Annotated in this window: 20 protein-coding genes; 11 read left to right on the forward strand and 9 right to left on the reverse strand. The window is 61.7% G+C overall.

Annotated elements, in window-relative coordinates; translation table 11 throughout:
* Positions 1-30: 30 nt before the first annotated feature.
* Positions 31-2,745, reverse strand: coding sequence for a PQQ-dependent sugar dehydrogenase (locus tag WKV53_RS07285; RefSeq protein WP_341403761.1), 2,715 nt, complete (start codon positions 2,743-2,745; stop codon positions 31-33).
* A 136-nt stretch (positions 2,746-2,881) separates the two neighbouring features.
* Between WKV53_RS07285 and WKV53_RS07290 the strand changes: the two genes are divergently transcribed.
* A complete protein-coding gene (locus WKV53_RS07290) occupies positions 2,882-3,472 on the forward strand; it encodes a YdcF family protein (RefSeq protein WP_341403762.1) in 591 nt (196 codons plus the stop codon).
* A 9-nt stretch (positions 3,473-3,481) separates the two neighbouring features.
* On the opposite strand, the gene WKV53_RS07295 is transcribed toward WKV53_RS07290, so the two are convergent.
* The 4 genes from WKV53_RS07295 to WKV53_RS07310 are packed head-to-tail and all read right to left on the reverse strand — an operon-like array spanning position 3,482 to position 6,603.
* A complete protein-coding gene (locus WKV53_RS07295) occupies positions 3,482-3,820 on the reverse strand; it encodes a MotA/TolQ/ExbB proton channel family protein (protein ID WP_341403763.1) in 339 nt (112 codons plus the stop codon).
* Between the two features lie 9 nt (positions 3,821-3,829).
* Positions 3,830-4,846, reverse strand: coding sequence for an aldo/keto reductase (locus tag WKV53_RS07300; RefSeq protein WP_341403764.1), 1,017 nt, complete (start codon positions 4,844-4,846; stop codon positions 3,830-3,832).
* A gap of 20 nt (positions 4,847-4,866) precedes the next feature.
* Entirely contained in the window at positions 4,867-5,349 is a 483-nt protein-coding gene (locus WKV53_RS07305) for a VOC family protein (protein ID WP_341403765.1), read from the reverse strand.
* A 6-nt stretch (positions 5,350-5,355) separates the two neighbouring features.
* Positions 5,356-6,603 carry a M48 family metallopeptidase gene (locus WKV53_RS07310; RefSeq protein ID WP_341403766.1) on the reverse strand — a complete coding sequence of 416 codons (1,248 nt, stop codon included), beginning with the start codon at positions 6,601-6,603 and terminating at the stop codon, positions 5,356-5,358.
* 89 nt (positions 6,604-6,692) lie between these two features.
* On the opposite strand from WKV53_RS07310, the gene WKV53_RS07315 reads away from it, so the two are divergent.
* The 5 genes from WKV53_RS07315 (at position 6,693) to WKV53_RS07335 (ending at position 11,271) form a co-directional block, all read left to right on the forward strand.
* On the forward strand, positions 6,693-7,301 hold the full coding sequence (locus WKV53_RS07315; RefSeq protein WP_341403768.1) for a hypothetical protein: 609 nt from the start codon (positions 6,693-6,695) through the stop codon (positions 7,299-7,301).
* 47 nt (positions 7,302-7,348) lie between these two features.
* Positions 7,349-9,376: a peptidoglycan D,D-transpeptidase FtsI family protein gene (locus tag WKV53_RS07320; protein WP_341403769.1), complete on the forward strand. Its 2,028-nt coding sequence runs from the start codon at positions 7,349-7,351 to the stop codon at positions 9,374-9,376.
* Between the two features lie 32 nt (positions 9,377-9,408).
* Entirely contained in the window at positions 9,409-9,906 is a 498-nt protein-coding gene (locus WKV53_RS07325) for a hypothetical protein (RefSeq protein ID WP_341403771.1), read from the forward strand.
* A gap of 138 nt (positions 9,907-10,044) precedes the next feature.
* Positions 10,045-10,470, forward strand: a complete 426-nt coding sequence (locus WKV53_RS07330) for a DUF6941 family protein (protein WP_341403773.1) — start codon at positions 10,045-10,047, stop codon at positions 10,468-10,470.
* Between the two features lie 3 nt (positions 10,471-10,473).
* Positions 10,474-11,271 carry an SDR family NAD(P)-dependent oxidoreductase gene (locus tag WKV53_RS07335; RefSeq protein ID WP_341403774.1) on the forward strand — a complete coding sequence of 266 codons (798 nt, stop codon included), beginning with the start codon at positions 10,474-10,476 and terminating at the stop codon, positions 11,269-11,271.
* 29 nt (positions 11,272-11,300) lie between these two features.
* Here the strand turns inward: WKV53_RS07335 and WKV53_RS07340 are convergent, their stop codons facing one another.
* From WKV53_RS07340 to WKV53_RS07350, 3 genes are read right to left on the reverse strand one after another with little or no spacing between them, the layout of a single operon-like run.
* Positions 11,301-11,429 carry a hypothetical protein gene (locus tag WKV53_RS07340; protein ID WP_341403776.1) on the reverse strand — a complete coding sequence of 43 codons (129 nt, stop codon included), beginning with the start codon at positions 11,427-11,429 and terminating at the stop codon, positions 11,301-11,303.
* Position 11,430: 1 nt separating this feature from the next.
* Positions 11,431-13,311 (reverse strand): ferrous iron transport protein B, encoded by a 1,881-nt coding sequence (gene feoB / locus WKV53_RS07345; RefSeq protein WP_341403777.1) that lies wholly within the window; start codon positions 13,309-13,311, stop codon positions 11,431-11,433.
* Positions 13,312-13,322: 11 nt separating this feature from the next.
* The gene (locus WKV53_RS07350) at positions 13,323-13,628 is read right to left on the reverse strand and encodes a FeoA family protein (protein WP_341403778.1); all 306 of its coding nucleotides are present in this window, start codon (positions 13,626-13,628) and stop codon (positions 13,323-13,325) included.
* A gap of 172 nt (positions 13,629-13,800) precedes the next feature.
* Here WKV53_RS07350 and WKV53_RS07355 point away from each other — a divergent pair, with 172 nt between their 5' ends.
* From WKV53_RS07355 to WKV53_RS07370, 4 genes are read left to right on the forward strand one after another with little or no spacing between them, the layout of a single operon-like run.
* The gene (locus WKV53_RS07355) at positions 13,801-14,208 is read left to right on the forward strand and encodes a hypothetical protein (protein ID WP_341403780.1); all 408 of its coding nucleotides are present in this window, start codon (positions 13,801-13,803) and stop codon (positions 14,206-14,208) included.
* Positions 14,205-14,720 (forward strand): hypothetical protein, encoded by a 516-nt coding sequence (locus WKV53_RS07360; RefSeq protein WP_341403781.1) that lies wholly within the window; start codon positions 14,205-14,207, stop codon positions 14,718-14,720. Before WKV53_RS07355 ends, WKV53_RS07360 begins: the two co-directional genes overlap by 4 nt.
* On the forward strand, positions 14,717-15,253 hold the full coding sequence (locus WKV53_RS07365) for a hypothetical protein (RefSeq protein WP_341403783.1): 537 nt from the start codon (positions 14,717-14,719) through the stop codon (positions 15,251-15,253). The genes WKV53_RS07360 and WKV53_RS07365 overlap by 4 nt, the downstream gene beginning before the upstream one ends.
* Complete coding sequence (locus WKV53_RS07370) at positions 15,253-15,774, forward strand: hypothetical protein (RefSeq protein ID WP_341403785.1); 522 nt, start codon at positions 15,253-15,255, stop codon at positions 15,772-15,774. The genes WKV53_RS07365 and WKV53_RS07370 overlap by 1 nt, the downstream gene beginning before the upstream one ends.
* A 70-nt stretch (positions 15,775-15,844) precedes the next feature.
* Here WKV53_RS07370 and WKV53_RS07375 read toward each other — a convergent pair whose 3' ends face one another.
* Positions 15,845-16,009: a hypothetical protein gene (locus WKV53_RS07375; protein WP_341403786.1), complete on the reverse strand. Its 165-nt coding sequence runs from the start codon at positions 16,007-16,009 to the stop codon at positions 15,845-15,847.
* On the opposite strand from WKV53_RS07375, the gene WKV53_RS07380 reads away from it, so the two are divergent.
* Positions 16,008-16,301: a hypothetical protein gene (locus WKV53_RS07380; protein ID WP_341403788.1), complete on the forward strand. Its 294-nt coding sequence runs from the start codon at positions 16,008-16,010 to the stop codon at positions 16,299-16,301. The genes WKV53_RS07375 and WKV53_RS07380 overlap by 2 nt on opposite strands.

The raw sequence follows: 16,301 nt of genomic DNA on the forward strand, positions 1-16,301 counted from the left end.
GAAAGAGATGCCGCGTCGCTCGCGAACGGCTCAATTCTCGATCAACTCCACCCGGAAGAAGCGTTTTGCATCGGCGGGCGGAAAGGCGATTTCGACCAAACCTCCGGCGACGGGGAGGCCTTGGTTTTGCGGAATGTCCCACGGAGCCCACTGGCCGAGATTGCTGGAGACATCCACCCGGTAAGAACGGTTGGCCGGCAGCGTGAAGCGAAGCAATGGCGGAGTTGGCGAGACCTGGGGGCGGAAGGCGCTCGATCCGTTGTTCGGATCGGTTCCAGCAAGGAACTCATCGCGGTTCGAGATTCCATCACCATCGGCATCGACTGCGGCTGCTCCCAGTGGATCATTGTCCGGCTCGAAATGCAGCGCGCGCCAAGCCTCATAGTTGAGCCGGTCGTCCAACTCTCCGTTGATCCAAGTCGTCAGTAGCGACACGCTGGCTGTATCGATAACATTGCTGGCGAGCGGCGGCATGCGGGTGAAGCCATTGGTGACCCCCACGCGATTGAGCACGATGGAGTGCAGCGTGTCGCCGGGGACCACGAGCTTGTTGACCGGATTGCCGTTGTTATTGGTTGCGCTGCCGTTGACGAGACCGGTCGCATCAAGGAGTAGCTCGGGCCGTCCATCCCAAGCACCGCCGCCGGTGCCGCCTGCCTTGTGGCAATAGGAGCAATTCACGGCGAGGTAGGAGCGAACGCGGGCTTCGACCGAGTAGGCAGCTTCATCCCCGCGCAAATGGCGTGGCAGGAAATTGGGCGAGCCGGGGTTGTTAGGAAAGTAGCCCTGATTGAAGAGGGTCGTGAGCTGGTTGCCCGTGTGGCCCGACATGTCGGACTCCAGATTGAGCTGCCGTGTATTGAAAGAGAGCGCATACCCGGCCTGCGGCGTGTGGCAGATCATGCATTGGCCGCGGGCAGGGATGGTCCAGGTCTGCGGCACGGGGTTCCCGTTTTCCGTCACCGCGAGCGGGAAGCTTTCGCCTTCATCCTCCACCAGTGTCGCCTCAGTGCCCGCGGCATTCCACTTGTAGCTGACTCCGTAGGCACCGGTGGCATTCTTCACCAGCAGACGGGTCTCGATGCGCTTCTTGCTGGCGGGGACGCCACGCTGCATCTCCATGTCGAAATGCTTCACCCAAATCGTGCCGGTGGGCAGGGTCCACTGGCCGTCCTTCGACCAGGTGAAAGTGGCGCTCGCGTTCGGCAGTGTGAACCAGCGGCGCTTGATGGCGTGATCGCTCCAGAAGGGCAGGTTCACGTCGTAGGGCACCACGCCCGGAGCGGGGGTGAGCGTAGCGACGTTCGAGAAGAGACCGGTTTCGCTAAGCAGGTCAGGGAAGGTGGTGCCGGTCGTGCTGGAAACCACGCGCATGATGCGATTCCCATCTTCATCCGCGATCAGGACATCCTGGGTCGCGGGATCGAGGCCAAATGCGGAGATGCCCCCCTCGCCGAGGATTCGCTGAACGCCACTGCCGTCCAGATTGATCGTCCAGATATTGCCGCTGCCGTTGTCGCCGAAGATGTACTTGCCGTAGAGCGAACTGACCCCGCCACCGCGGATGACCACGCCGCCGATGATTGCGTTGCCGATGAAATTGGCCCCGCCGGTGGAGTGGGAATAGCTGTAGACCGGATCGATGGAGGTGAAGCCTGCGGGCTGCGTCGGGTGGTCGGGAGTTGAGTCATCCCAAGGTCCTTCGGACGGCCCTTCCCGATAAACCCAGCCGTAGTTACCTCCCTTGGTAACGCGATTGACTTCCTCCCGCGAGCTGCCGCCAACATCGCCAACCCACATGTCTCCGTTCAGCGGGTCGAAAGAGTAGCGCCAGGGATTGCGCAAGCCGACAGCCCAGAATTCGCTGCGCACGTAAGCCGATGCGATCGGCAGGCCATTGAAGGTGGTGGCTCCCACGAAAGGGTTGTCCGCAGGAATCGAGTAGCGGGCGATCCCTGCGTCGCGCTTCACGGCGTCCGGTGGAGGACTCGTCGGATATTCGGCGGGATTCGGATGCGGACTTGGCTCCAGATTCCCCGGCTTCTTGTCGACATCGAGCCGCATAATGGCCGAGAAGAAGTCCTTGTCGATCCGCTGCGAGTTGAACTGCTGATCATTCTGGGCGCCCTCGTCACCCATGCTGTAGTAGAGATATCCGTCCGTTCCGAAATGCAGGTCGCCGCCGTTGTGATTCACCTGCTCGTCGCGTTGCTCAATCAGGACAAGCTCGCTGGTGGAGTCGGCAGCATTTGGATTTGCCGCCTGGGTGGTGAACCGGGACAAACGGTCGTGCAAGGGAGGCGTGCTGCCGCTTCCGATGCCGGAGCTGTAGGTGATGTAGAAGTAGCGGTTTTGAGCATACTGCGGATGGAAGGCCAGTCCGAGCAAACCCATCTCGGAACCTGTATTTCCCGTGCGCAGCACTTCATTCGCCCGGGCATCAAGCAGTCCCACCAGATCGAGAAACAACACCTTGGTCGGCGATGCCAAGGTAACATCGGGGATCACATAAATCTTCCCACCCTGTTCCACGACAAAGAGCCGCTTGTTGTCCCCCGGCGGAGAGACGAGGCAGACCGGCTCGGTGAACGTCAGGGTAGGGAACGCATTTTCCAGTGCGATGCTCGTCGGCGGTGGCGTGGCCGGCACATTCAGCGCGGGATTCGGCTGACGCAGCGGCAATGGATCCGCAAGGGCGGAGGCGACCAGGAAGACTAACAGCGACGGGAGGGGGGGCCGGCACATGGGGCGGAAGATATGCAGCGCGGGTGCCAGAACAAGCCCTTTGAGGTGAAACTTGGCATTGCATTTTGAGATGGCGGCAAGCCACCCGGGCTTGACAATTGGCGGCTTGCGAAGGTGCTTCGGCGCGGTGAGAAGCATGCGCATCCGTCGGTTTGGCCGCGGCGTCGGGATCCTGACGCTGGTGGTTGCGCTGTGGCTGGCTGCGGTGGCAGGGTGGATCGTGGCATTTGGCGGCACGGATCACGCCCAGCGGTCCGATTGTGCGATCGTGTTGGGAGCGGCGGCGTATGGCAGCAAGCCCTCGCCGGTCTTTGCGGAGCGCATCAACCATGCCGTTTCCCTTTATCAGTCGGGCACGGTGAAGTGCCTGCTTTTCACCGGCGGCAGCGTGATCGAGGCGGACCAATCGGAAAGCGCGGTGGCGCGCAGCCATGCAATTGCTGCCGGGGTGCCCGCCGACGCGATTTTCACGGAAAGCCAGTCCCGCACCACCGAGCAAAATCTGGTGCAAGCGAAGGGCGTGATGAAGGAACACGGCCTGAAGACCGCTGTGATCGTCAGCGATCCACTGCATCTGAAGCGCGCGGCCTCGATGGCCGAGGATCTGGGCATCGATGCGGTGACGTCGCCGACGCCGACGTCACGCTATCGGACATGGAAGGTGAAGACGGGCTTCCTGATGCGGGAGGTGTTTTACCTCCATGGCTATTGGATCACGGGGAAGTGATGCTCGCGATCATGGCGATAGTTTCGACCGAGCCTCGCGATAGCGGTTGATCGATATCACCAGAAGAATGAGCCCTACGAAGCCGATGGTGAGACCGATCGCCGCTGGGCACAGCAACAGGCCGATGTGAACCGACCATTGTTCCGTGTCACCGAAACCACTGGCGCCCAAATCGGAAAAGGCGCTCATCATGCTCATGACGGTGGCCCCGATCCCGAGCAAGGTAGGGAAAGCGGTAAGCATCGACGAACTCCAGATGGCCCGCTTCCAGAAGCGTTGACGCGCGGTGATTTCCTCCGGGGCGGGAGGAGCCGCGGGTGCTTCCGGAGGCAGGTAGGGCTGGGCCATCGTTTCGTCTTAGCCCTCGGCGTCGTCCTTCTGGACGGCCGGTGCAATCGCATCGATGATTTCGAGCGCCTCGTCATCCAGTGCAGGGGCTTGCAGCGCGGCGAGCGAGTCATCGAGCTGGGCGACCGTGCGTGCGCCGATGATTGCGGAGGTGACAGCGCTCTGGCTGAGCACCCAGCGCAGGGCGAGATGCTGCAGGCTCATCCCACGGTCCTCGGCGAAGCGATGCAGCGCGCGGATCTTCTCGATTTGAGCATCCACCTGTGAGGTTTGAAGAAAGCCCTCGGAACGAGCGGCGCGCGAACCGGCGGGAATCCCGTTCACATACTTGCCGGTGAGCATGCCCTGGGCGAGCGGGCTGAAGACAATGGAACCAATGCCCTTTTCCTCGAGCCAGTCGTGGATGCCTTCAGCTTCCGGCCAGCGGTTGAGGATGGAATGCGGCGGCTGATAGATCAGGCAGCGGACGCCCATGTCCTTGAGGATCTTCACCGCTTGCTTGAGCATCTTCGGCGGATACTTCGAGAGGCCCACGTAGAGTGCGCGACCGGAGTTCACCGCGGTGGCGAGGGCGGACATGGTTTCCTCCAGCCGCGTGTCCTTGTCGGGACGATGCGAATAGAAGATGTCCACGTAGTCGAGGCGCAGGCGCTTGAGCGATTGGTCGAGCGAGGCGAGGACGTGCTTGCGCGAACCCCACTCGCCATAGGGGCCTTGCCACATGTCGTGGCCGGCCTTGGACGAAATGATCAGTTCGTCGCGATGCGCGGCGAAGTCTTCGGAAAGGATGCGGCCGACGTTTTCCTCGGCGCTGCCCGGAGGTGGACCGTAGTTGTTCGCGAGGTCGAAATGGGTGACGCCGCGATCAAAGGCACGGCGTAGGATGGCGCGGGCCTCGTGCTGGTCATCGACGTGGCCGAAATTGTGCCAGCAGCCGAGCGAGATTTCGGGCAGCAGCAGGCCGGAATCGCCACAGCGGCGGAAGGGCATGCGGCCATCGTAGCGGGTAGGATCGGCGGAGTACATGGTCGTAAGGTGGATAGGGCTCAGGGCGTGGTTTGGCGCGCCGCTTTTTTCAGGAGGTGATTCGGATTGATCACGAACTCGTATTTCAGGCCGTCGGGATCGGTGAAGTAGGTGGCGTAGTATCCGTTGCCGTATTCAGGGCAATCGCAGGGTGCGTCTTCGATGGTGCAGAGGCCTTGATCAGCCAAGGGAACGAGCACCTCTCGATGAAAACGGTCCACGTCATCGCGGTCTTCCGCACAGAAGGCGATGTGACAGTGATGTCCGAGCGCGCCTCGCTGGTGAGGCACCGCCTTGAGAGGCTCGCGAACCTGACAGATGCTGATCTCGTGCGGGGTGTCCAAGTCCCAGCGCTTCCAGTCTTCGTAGCCGTAATCCTCGCCATAGTCGCTGTCATTCAGCTCATACCCCAGATGACGGAACATCGCCGCGTAGAATGGCGATGAACGCTCAACGTTCGAGACGTTGATGATCATGTGGTGGAGCAGGCCGCGATGGGACATGGCAAATCAAAGGGAACGGAGAGCATCGATGCGCGTCAGCACCGGTGGATGAGAGTAGTCGAGGAAGACGCGGAACGGATGCGGAGTCAGATTGGAAAGGTTCTTGGCCGAGAGCTTCTTCAAAGCGGTGACGAGCGACTCGGGCTGACCCGTTGCCTTCGCGGCATACGCATCCGCTTCGAACTCGTGCTTCCGTGACCACGCTGCGGAAGCGATGCCTAACAGACGACTCGCGGGTGCGAAGAGCAAGCCGAACAGCACCAGTCCGACATGAGCGGAGATCTTTGTCACGCCGAAGGCCGCGAAGAGTTCATGGGAGAATTTCCCTCCGTCGATCACAAGCCCCAGCAGGAAGAACAGCGCGCACGCCTGAAGAACGGACACTACGAGCCGCTGGACGATGTGGCGGAGCTTGAAGTGGCCGATTTCATGGGCAAGCACGGCGACCAGTTCATCCTGCGTCTGCTCTTCGATCAGCGTGTCGTAGAGCGCGATCTTCTTGGTCTTGCCGAAGCCGGTGAAGAAGGCATTGGCCTTGGTCGAGCGCTTGGAGCCGTCCATCACCGAGATCTCCGCGAGCGGGAAACCGCACTTTTCCGCCATGGCGTGGATCGCGCGGAGCAGCGGGCCGTCGGCCATGGGCGTGAACTTGTTGAATAAGGGCAGGATCAAGGTCGGCGCGAGCCAGGTAAGGAAGAGCTGGAAGGCGACGAAAAAGCCCCAAGCCCACAGCCAGGCATGCTGCACGTGGGTGAAGATCCACAGGATGCCCGCGGCCAGCGGCAAGCCGATCACGGCGGCGAGCACGAGGCCCTTGATCTGATCGATCACGAAGGTCTTCGGCGTGGTCTTGTTGAAGCCGAACTTTTCCTCGATCACGAAGGTATCGTAAATCGAGAAGGGGAGATGGAGCAGCGTGTGACCGACGAAGAGCAGGCCGAGGAAAACCAAACCGGCCGGGATTTCACCCGCCACCAAGCTGCGGGAAAGGCCATCCAACCAGCCGAAGCCGCCGAGGACCCAGAAGATCAGCAAGGTCGTCAGCGAGAAGGTCGAGTGGATGATCTCAAACCGCGCCGATTCCCGGGTGTAGGCCTGCGATTGCGCGTAGCGCTCGGCATCGAAGACATCGGTGAACTCCTTCGGCAGGTCGGGCGACAGCGCCTTCAGGTTCAGCAGGGTGGCGATGAAATCCAGCTTCCACAGCGCGAATAGCGCCACGAGGATGAGGAGGGCGACGGCATTCCATTCCATGGGCGGCGAAGGATGTACCGGGGCCGCCGGGGTGGATAGTGGTTTTTGGAGGTTTGCCGGGGCCGGGAAAAATAGGTCCTATGGGACCCATGCGACCTATGGTCCTCTTTCTCTGCGCGCTTCTCCCAAGCTGCGCCGCCATTTCCGCGAAGAAGCACACCTACGGCCGCGGCGCGGCGGTGCCGGTCAACGGCGCGCAGGTCTCCCTCAGCGTGAAGCCCGAGGGCACGGCGGGTGGGAGCTTCGTTGTCAGCGCCATGGTGGTTTCAGGCGGAATGGCCACCTTGGACGGACCGTTCCGCTGGCGGATCGAGGCGACGGGTGAGGAGGGGAAACAGCAGTCGCTGGTGGTTCACCGGCTCCGGACGGTCACCACGGTGACCAAACGGGACGAGTGGTATCCGGTGAAACACTTGGGCCAGCGGGCAGAATTCCGTCCGGTAAAGGCCGCGCCGGGCCGCACCCGGGCGGTGTTTGAGATCCCCGGCTACCTAGAGGTGAAGCCTCGCGAGGACGGGATGCTCACGATTCTGGCCGATGTCTCGGTGCAGACGGCCGGCCGGTGGCAGCGGGAGTTGCTGAAATTCCGGCTGGATCCCGCGGAGAAGCGCCAGGACGAGTTCATCTTCTTGCCGGCCGAGATTGTAAAAAGCCTCGGCACCGATCCCGCCGATTGGGAGGATCCCGGCTGGGATTGAGCGTTGCTCCCGGCCTCGGCAAGTGCTTCATTTGTCTCCAGATCGCCGTGAGTCGCCTATTTACCCACCTTCTTTTCGGTGCCGTCGCGGCGACCGCTTGCCCGGCGCAGGACCTCGCTGCCATTTCCGATCCCGGACAGGCCGGCGGTTCAGCGAGTGACGCTTCCATCTTCACGCGCCGTGATGCGCGGGCGATCACCCTGTCGATCCCGGCGCCGCGCGGGATGATTCTGGACCGCAATGGTCAGCCCTTCGCGCAGAGCCGCGTGGCTTGGCAGCTCGGGCTCCAGTACCAGCAATTTGAAAAGGCGGACCGCGAATTCGTCGTCGAGTGGGGGCGGGCCCGCATCGAGAAGGCGAAGCTGCTGGTTCCCGGCGTCAGCGAGCCGACCGATGAGGAACTTTGGAATCACTACCGCGAGCGCCGCTGGCTGCCGCTGCTGATTTCGACGCACCTCAACAAGGCCCAGAAGGAAAAGATCGAGTCCAATCTCGGCTCCGGCCTGATCCTGCATCCGGTTTACCAGCGCTACTATCCGCACGGATCGATGGCGGCGCATATCATCGGCTACACCGGCAGCGTCGGAAAATTGCCGACCGGCCCGATCAATTTCAACGAGCCCCTGTGGGAGGAGAGCGAAGGCCGTTCCGGCCTTGAGTATCTCTACAACAAGGAACTCAGCGGCCAGTCCGGCATGAAGAAGCTGCTCTACGATGAGCACGGCCGGAAGTTCCCCGAGGAACAGCCGAAGCGCCCGCGTCCTGGTGGCAACGTGATCACGACGCTGAACCTCGAATGGCAAAAGCATGCCGAGGACGTGCTGAAAGAGCATGCCCGCCGCGGTGCCTTCGTGTTGATCGACGTGAACACCGGCGAGGTGCTGGTGATGGCCTCGCGCCCGTCCTTCGATCTAAACGAGTGGATTCCCGGCATGTCCGAGAAGCGGCTGAAGGAGCTGCAGGACGATGCCGCCACGCCGCTCTACGGTCGTGCGTTCCAGTCCGCTTATCCTCCCGGCTCCTGCTTCAAGCCGATCGTCGCGATGACGGCACTCGATTCCGGGGAAGTCGATGCGGACACCGCCATCGATTGTCCGGGATCGATCACCATTGGCGATCACACCTTCCACAACCACAACAAGAGGGACGCCGGCGCGATCAACGTGATCCAGGCGCTCGCCACCTCGAACAACATCTGGTTCGGCAAGGTGGGCATGCGGCTGGGTGCGAACACCTTCCTCAATACCGCCCGCCGTTTCGGCTTCGGCGACAAGACCGGTCTGGACTTGGTCGGAGAGAATCCCGGCAATATTCCGACGAACGAGTGGATGCTGGCGGTGGAAAAACGCCGCTTCAAGGACGGCGACGCTTTCAACATGTCGATCGGCCAGGGCCCGGTGCTGGTGACCCCGCTGCAGGTGGCTCAGTCCATGGCAGGCATTGCCAACGGCGGCGTGCTGCCCAAGCTCCACTTGGTCAATCAGGTTCAGGATGCCTACGGTCGCGTCATCAAGCAGGCGATGCCAGAGCGCCGCAACTGGCTCGGGATCGACGAAAAGGCGATCAAGACCACCCGCGAAGGAATGCGCGAGGTCGTCGATGGCGGCACCGGCCAAGCTGCCGGCCTGAGTTTCACCGAACTCTGCGGCAAGACCGGCACCGCCCAGTGGAAGATCAACGATCACACCAACCTCGCGTGGTTTGCCGGCTTCATGCCCTACGATGAGCCGCGTTTCGCCTTCGCCGCCGTTTATGAAGGCCGGCCAGGTGAGAATCCCAGCGGCGGTAAGAATGCGGCTCCGATCGTGAAATCGTTCTTCGAGCCTCTGAAGGATGAGTTCAAGGAGATCATCGCCCCGGCACCGAAGGCTTTGGAAGTGATCGACGAGTCCGTGGCTGCGCCGAAGGCCCAGCCGGTCACCGAAGACGAGGCGGAAGGCGTGGTGAAAACTCCTGAAGGCAAGATTCTCGACACCAAGCCCAAGCCGAGCGGCAACGAAGCGGACGTAGCGCCGATTCCGCGGGCACTGGAAGTTGATCCGTCGGAGATCGAGGAACCCGAGGACGGACAATGATCTCCTGACGTCGGACACCGAGAACCACGGGAATGTCGACGTCTCGCAAGGAGTCCCGCCGGAAACGGCCTGGGTGTCTGGTGATTTCGATCCTCGGTGGGATCGCGGGTTTTGCGTTCCTGATGCTGGTCTTTCCGAATTGCGATGCCAACTCGAAGCAGGGGCGGATGGCGAGATCGCTATCGCGCGACCAGTTGGCCGGCCTGCATCGGGCGATGACGAAGCTATGGGACAAGATTCCCAAGGAGGAGCGGGAGTCCGCACACATCCGTTTCGGCAGCGATCAGATCCCGGAGGAATTCGGCGGGCTGGATGCCCATTTGGTGCGGATTCGGGATGGAAACTCCATCATCCGCTTGCAGGGCTGTATGGATCATTATCTGGACCTGGTCTTTTACGGAGTTGGCGAACCCACGTCACGTGGGGATCATTCTCCCCGTATCGTCCTGATGTCGGGAGAACACGAGATTCAAACGGAAACCCTCTGGCGACCGGACCAGGAGGCACCGGTGCCCGAATCCGGAAAATAGTCTTCGCAGCCGGATGCCGCCCGGGATCGCGTGTCAAAACTCCCTGTTTTCGGGACTGGACGCGGCCCGACTTTGGCGGCAGATACCCCATGCCCCGCAAGCGCGGGGCTTTTTCACCTACCGACCCAAGTCACGATCATGGACATTCAAATTGCCACACTTTGCGACTTCGCCGCTGACTACAACGGCAAGCTCGTCATCTCCGGCACCTTCGACACTCTCGCCGCCCGCCAGCTCCCGGTCGTGCACCCGAGCTGCAGCCTCGCTCTCCGCTTCTGCTTCACCCCGGAAGACTCCGGCCGCCACAAGCTCTCCATCAACATCATCAACGAAGATGGCGAGCCGCTCGATCCCCAGAACATGCCGATCGAGCCGGAATTCGAAGTGCAGCTTCCTGCTGGCGTTCCGTTCCTCACCCGCAACGTGATCCTCAACCTTCAGGGCCTCCAGTTCCCGAAGGGCGGCATCTACTCGATCGACCTCGGCTGCGACGGCGAACTGCTGATGCGCCTGCCGCTTCGCATCGTTCAGGTCCAGCAGCAACAGCCTGAGCCTGTCGCCTAAGACGTGTCGTTGACCCGTTACTCCTGTGCCCTGGTGACCGGCGCTTCCGCCGGTCTCGGGGCCGAGTTTGCCCGCCAGCTCGCGCCGCGTTGCGAGACGCTGGTGATCATCGCCCGCCGTGCGGAGCGTTTGGTCGAGCTGGCTGGCGAATTGGAGAAGAGTCATCCCGGCCTGCGTGTCTTGCCGCTGGAGGCGGATCTCACCGATCCGAACGCGCGGTTGCAGGCTGTAGGCCATTTGCTTTCCAAGGGGCTCGTCCCCGACCTGCTGGTGAATAACGCCGGCATGGGTGACTACGGTGAGTTCGTCACCTCGGACTGGATGAAGATCGAGGCGATGCTGCGACTGAACGTCGAGGCGCTGACCCATCTCACCCACGCCTTGCTACCCTCGATGATCGAGCGGAGGAGCGGGGCGATTCTCAACGTCAGCTCGCTCGCGAGCTTGCTGCCGATTCCGGACTTCGCGGTCTATGCGGCGACCAAGGCGTATGTCAGCAGCTTTTCCGAAGCCTTGCGCATCGAGGTGAAGGATCACGGCATCCGCGTGATGGCACTCTGTCCCGGGCCGGTGCATACCGAGTTCGGCGAGGTCGCCGGACGCTCGCCGGGAACCGACTTCGGAGCGCGGGAGTGGTTCTACGTGCCGCAGGAGCAGGTTGTCCGCGAGGCTTTGTGTGGTCTCGCTTGCGATCGTCCGCGCGTGTATCCCGGCTGGAAAGTCGCTGCCGCAGCAGTGGGCATTTCGCTGCTACCACTGGCGATCATCCGGATCGTGATGGCGACGCGGCCGCGGAAATAACGACCGCGTAGCGGTCGAAGGAAGCACGCCTACTTCCCGCAGCCACAGTTGTGGCCGCAGTTCTTCTTTTTCTTCCCGCCGCCGGTTGCCTTGCGGACCAGGAAGAGCACCGCGAGCACCACCGCGGCAAGTGCCGCCCATGTCTGCCAGTCGTTCATCTCAGAAGAAAAGTAGGGCAATGTGGTAGGCGACGAAAGCCGCCACCCAGGCGAAGACGCTCATGAAGGCGAATTGTCCGGCGGCCCATTTCCACGAACCCGACTCGCGGGCGACGACCGCAGAAGTCGGCAGGCACTGCAGGGCGTAAATGAAGAAGACCAGCAACGAGACGACGGCGGGAATCGTGAACATCTTCCGCCCATCCGGCCAAGTCTCCTCGGACAAGCGCGTGCGCAAGCGTTTCCAAGTCTCTTCGTCGGTGTCCGCTTCTTCCACGTGGTAGAGCTGGGTCATCGTGGAGACGAATACCTCGCGCGCGGCGAAGGAGGTGAGAATGGCGGTGCCACCACGCCAGTCCAAGCCCAGCGGCCTGACCGCCGGCTCGGTGAGGTGACCGACACGGCCGATGACGCTGTGATCCAACTGCTCGGCTGGGTCATCACTCCCGGACTTCGGGTAGGTCTGAGCCGCCCAGAGGAGCACACTGATGGCGAAAATGACGGTGCCCGCCTTGTAGAGGAAGGACCAGGCGCGACCGGCGACGTGGCGGAAGATGTAGCTCCACTGCGGCCCGCGGTAGGGCGGCAGCTCCAGCATGAAGTGCTTCGGCATCTCCTCCGGACCGAGCTTGCCGCGGAGAATGCGCGCGACGATCAAGGCGGTCACGGTACCCAGGACATAAATCGCGAAGAACACCAGCGCCTGGGTTAGCTTGCTTTCCGAACTCAGGAGCAGCGGTACCAGCACCAGATAGACCGGCAAGCGCGCGGAACAGCTCATCCATGGTGCGACGAACATCGTGGTCAGCCGTTCCTTCGCCGAGTCGATCGTGCGGGTGGCCATGATCCCGGGAATCGCGCAGGCATACGAGCTGAACAGCGGCAGGAAGGCCTTTCCGCTCAAGCCGGCCTTGCCCATCAGTCCATCCATCAGGAAGGCGGCACGGGCCATGTAGCCGGAGCTTTCCAGCAAGCCGATGAAAAGGAACAGCAGCACGATCTGCGGCAGGAAGACCACCACACTGCCAACGCCACCGATGATCCCATCTACGATGAGGCTGCGTAGATCACCTTCCGCCATGGCGCCGGTGACATAATTGGCCAACCACTTTTGTCCGTCCTCGATCCAGCCCATCGGCAGCTCCGCGAAGGAGAAGATCGCCCAGAAGATCGCCAGCATGGTGAGGACGAATGCGATCCAGCCGAAGATCGGATCCAGCAGCCATTGGTCGAGCTTGTCGGAAAGTGTCGAGGTATGGCCATCGGGCCGGCGGGCGGCCACTTCGCACATGCGCAGGACCAGCGCCCGGCGTCGCTCGCCGATCTCGCCTTCCGGACCGTGCGTCCACGGCGTATCCGCCACCGGAGGGAAGGGGTGGCGCAGTGCCTGCTTGAGTTCCACGATGCCTTTGCCGGCATTCGCCTGTACCGGCACGACGGGCACGCCGAGTTCTTCGGAAAGCTTCTGGGGATCGAGCCGCAGGCCGGCCTTTTCGGCCATATCCACCATGTTCAGGGCGACGACGACCGGCACGCCGGTTTCGATCACCTGCAAGGTCAGCACGAGGTGACGCTCGAGATTCGAGGCGTCCACCACCGAGACCACCACGTCCGGCCTCGGCTCGCCCTCGATTTCGCCGAGCAGCACCTTGCGGGCGATCTGCTGGTCGACGCTATCACCATCGAAGTCATAGCAACCGGGAAGATCGACCAGCCGGAGCTTGTGGCCGTGTGGCGTGAAAAACTCTCCGCTTTTGCGCTCCACCGTGACGCCGGCATAGTTGCCGACCTGCTGGTTGGCCCCCGTCAGGGCATTGAAGAGCGTGGTTTTCCCGGCATTGGGGTTGCCGGCGAGGGCGACGGTTTCGAGGGAACCGGACATTGGGAAATCAATCAGGCGACGGCGACCATCACCTGGCTCGCCAACTCGCGGCTGAGGGCGAGACGGGTGCCGCAGACGGAGCAGATCAAATTGCGGCCATCGGCCAGCTTGCGAACCTGAAGGGTCTCGCAGAATCCAAGCTTGCGGAGCTGATCGCAGGCCGGGCCATTCAGGAACTTGATGCGGAAATCACAACCGACCTTCGCCTGGCTCAGGCTGAGCAAGCTGTCGGTTTCGAGTTCCTGGGCCGTCGCGTGCGCCATCGCCGCGATGGTCCTGCAATTGAGATGAGTTTGCAACAAGATTTCCGGGGGCATTTGTCACGCCGGTCTCGGGCGACAGGGTAGCTCCGAAATCCCGCCGGATCGGGCTTCATTCTTCCGTCGCCCTCATCATCATGGGTGCGAAATGCCCGTCCCGGTAGAAACAGAGGAGGAGAGCTCAACCATTCCCTTGGGGTTACGGTTGGCGATTCTCTTTGTCTGGATCGTGAACGTCGGACTTGTTTTCGTCCTTCTCGGTCTTTCGTTTCTCGTCATCGCGACCCTTATTCCTGCGGCTCTTAGCGCAGCTCCGTATCCTCAGGGGGTAGTGGTCAGCATGGGCGCGGTGGTTGCCGAGATGATCGTGGTCGGAATGCTCTCGGGTGCCATCTGGCTCGCCATGCATCTGGAGAGTCGCCCGACCGGCTTGTCACCCCGGCACCCGGGACGCGGGATCGTTTTGCCGATGGTGGGCACTCCCATAGTCGGGGGGATCATCGCGGTCCCGTTTTGGGTTCCCTCCATCTTCATCCACGACGTTTCCCGGACGTTTCCGTGGCCTCTCGTCTGGGGTGCCGCTGGAATCGGCGCATTTTCCCTGTATCGCTATCTCGACCGCATCTTGCCGAAATGATGGAAGAGCCCGAATGGGAACAGGGAAGCACAGGAGCTCATCCGGTGACGGAAGAAGTGGCTGTGCCTCTTGGTCCTCGGCTTGCCATGCTCTTTTTGTGGGCTGTCACCGTGGTCCTCATTTTCGTCATTCTTAGTCTGACGCTCATTGTGATCCCGACCCTTGTCTCTTCGGCTCTCAGCGCAGATCCGTATCCCAAGCGGGTGTGGGGCAGTCTTGTCGCGGTGGTGACCGTGATGACCGCGGTTGGAATGCACTCGGGCACCACCTGGTTGTCCATGCAAATGGAGAGTCGCTGGACCGGGGCGCTGCCCCCGCACCCGGGACGTGGGATCGTTTTGCCGATGGTGGGCATTGTCGTGATTGCGGGGATCATCGCGGTCCTGTTTTGGGTTCCCTCCATCTTCATCCACGACGTTTCCCGAACGTTTCCATGGCCTCTCATCTGGAGCACCGTTGGAATCGGCGCATTTTTCCTGTATCGCTATCTGGACCACATCTTGCCGAAATGATGGAAGAGCCCGAATGGGAACGCGAGGAAGTGACTGGTCCGCCGGTGATCAGCCAGCTTGCGTTGCCGTTCGGCCTGCGGGTGACGATTTTGTTTGTCCGTGCGGTGATCGCTTTGATCGTGCTTCCGACCTTGTTCTCAGGCGTGCTCGCGGTCTGGGGAATTGTTGATATGTCCTACCTCTGGCAGCGTCCTTTTGATGCGATCGCCAATCGTGTGATTGTTTGGGTTTCCTTCGTGGGACTGGTCACGATGCTGTGTTCGGCCACCTGGCTTCACGGCCATCTGGGCGGGCAGACCCAGTCGGCGGATAGGATCGGAGTCGCGAGGAGTCAGGATCACGTGGTGCGCCAGATCTTCTTCCCGGCGCTGGCCTTCACCGCGATTTACAGCTTTCTGGCAGTCCTGATGTGGGTGCCGTCCTTGGTGGCCAGTGGTATCGGGAAGACCTATCCTTGGCCACTGTTCTGGGGATCGGTTGGCGGCGGCTCGGTCCTTCTGTATCGCTATCTCGATCGCATCTTGCCGAAGTGATGGACGTGCCTGAATCGGAACGCGAGAAGACCACCACTCGTCCAGTGGTCGAAGAACCACTCCCGCCGTTCGGGTTGCTGGCGGCGATCCTGTTTGTCCGGTTGATCGCCGCACTGACGTTCTTCATAACGGCGGGAGCAGTCTTGACCGCGCTGGTTCAAGTGATGGTCGGCCCGTTTGCGGAAGACCCCTTTCCGGACGCCCTTGTCGCGAGCCTGCTTTCCGTCGCGGTGTCAGTGGTGCTGGCCGTGATGCAGGGAGGCGCGGTGTGGTTGGATTCGGTTCTGAGCAAACGGCCCTTTTCTTGGGCGGGAGAGCAGGGCGGGCATCCTGCGAGACTGTTGTTCCTGCCCATCATTGGCTGCGTGGCAGGCTATGGCTCGGTGGCGGTACTTGCCTGGCTACCCTCGATTGGGAAAAGCAACGTTGCCGAGACATGGCTATGGCCGCTGGCGTGGGGAAGCATTGGCGCGGGAGCACTGTTCCTTTATCGTTATCTCGACCGGAGCCTGCCGCGCTGAGGATATTTCAATCTATGGAGGAACCCCTTGCTAATTCGGAAATCGAGGTGGAAAAGACACCGCTTGGGATTCACCTCACGCTGCAGTTCTTGCGGCTATCGATGGTGGTGATGGTTTTTCCATTGTTGGGATCCTGCCTGCTGGCAGTGGCGTCGCTTTTTGTTGGGGCGTTCTTCTCCTCCACCGTCCCCAAGGCCATCGGCTTCAGCATGATGGGGCTGGGCAGTTTCATCATGATGCTGACTACGATCACCGCGACCGCATGGATGGAATGCCATCTCAACAAGAGCCCGGTTCCCTTTGCCTCTGCCTGGGTGGCGGGCCGGCCCGGGCACCCGGCACGGAAACTGGTCTTGCCTGCCGTCGGCAGCGTCGCATTCTACGGCTATGTTGCCGTCTTGTTCTGGATCGCCGCGGATCCCGGTCCGGAGTCGGAGCGGAGCGCCGGGTGGGCAGTCGCGTGGGGCAGCGCGGCGGTGATGGCCACCTTGCTGTATCGTTATTTGAAAGCGAAGTTGCCCGAGTGA

The sequence above is a fragment of the Luteolibacter sp. Y139 genome, from assembly GCF_038066715.1.
GTDB classification, from domain to species: Bacteria; Verrucomicrobiota; Verrucomicrobiia; order Verrucomicrobiales; family Akkermansiaceae; genus Haloferula; species Haloferula soli.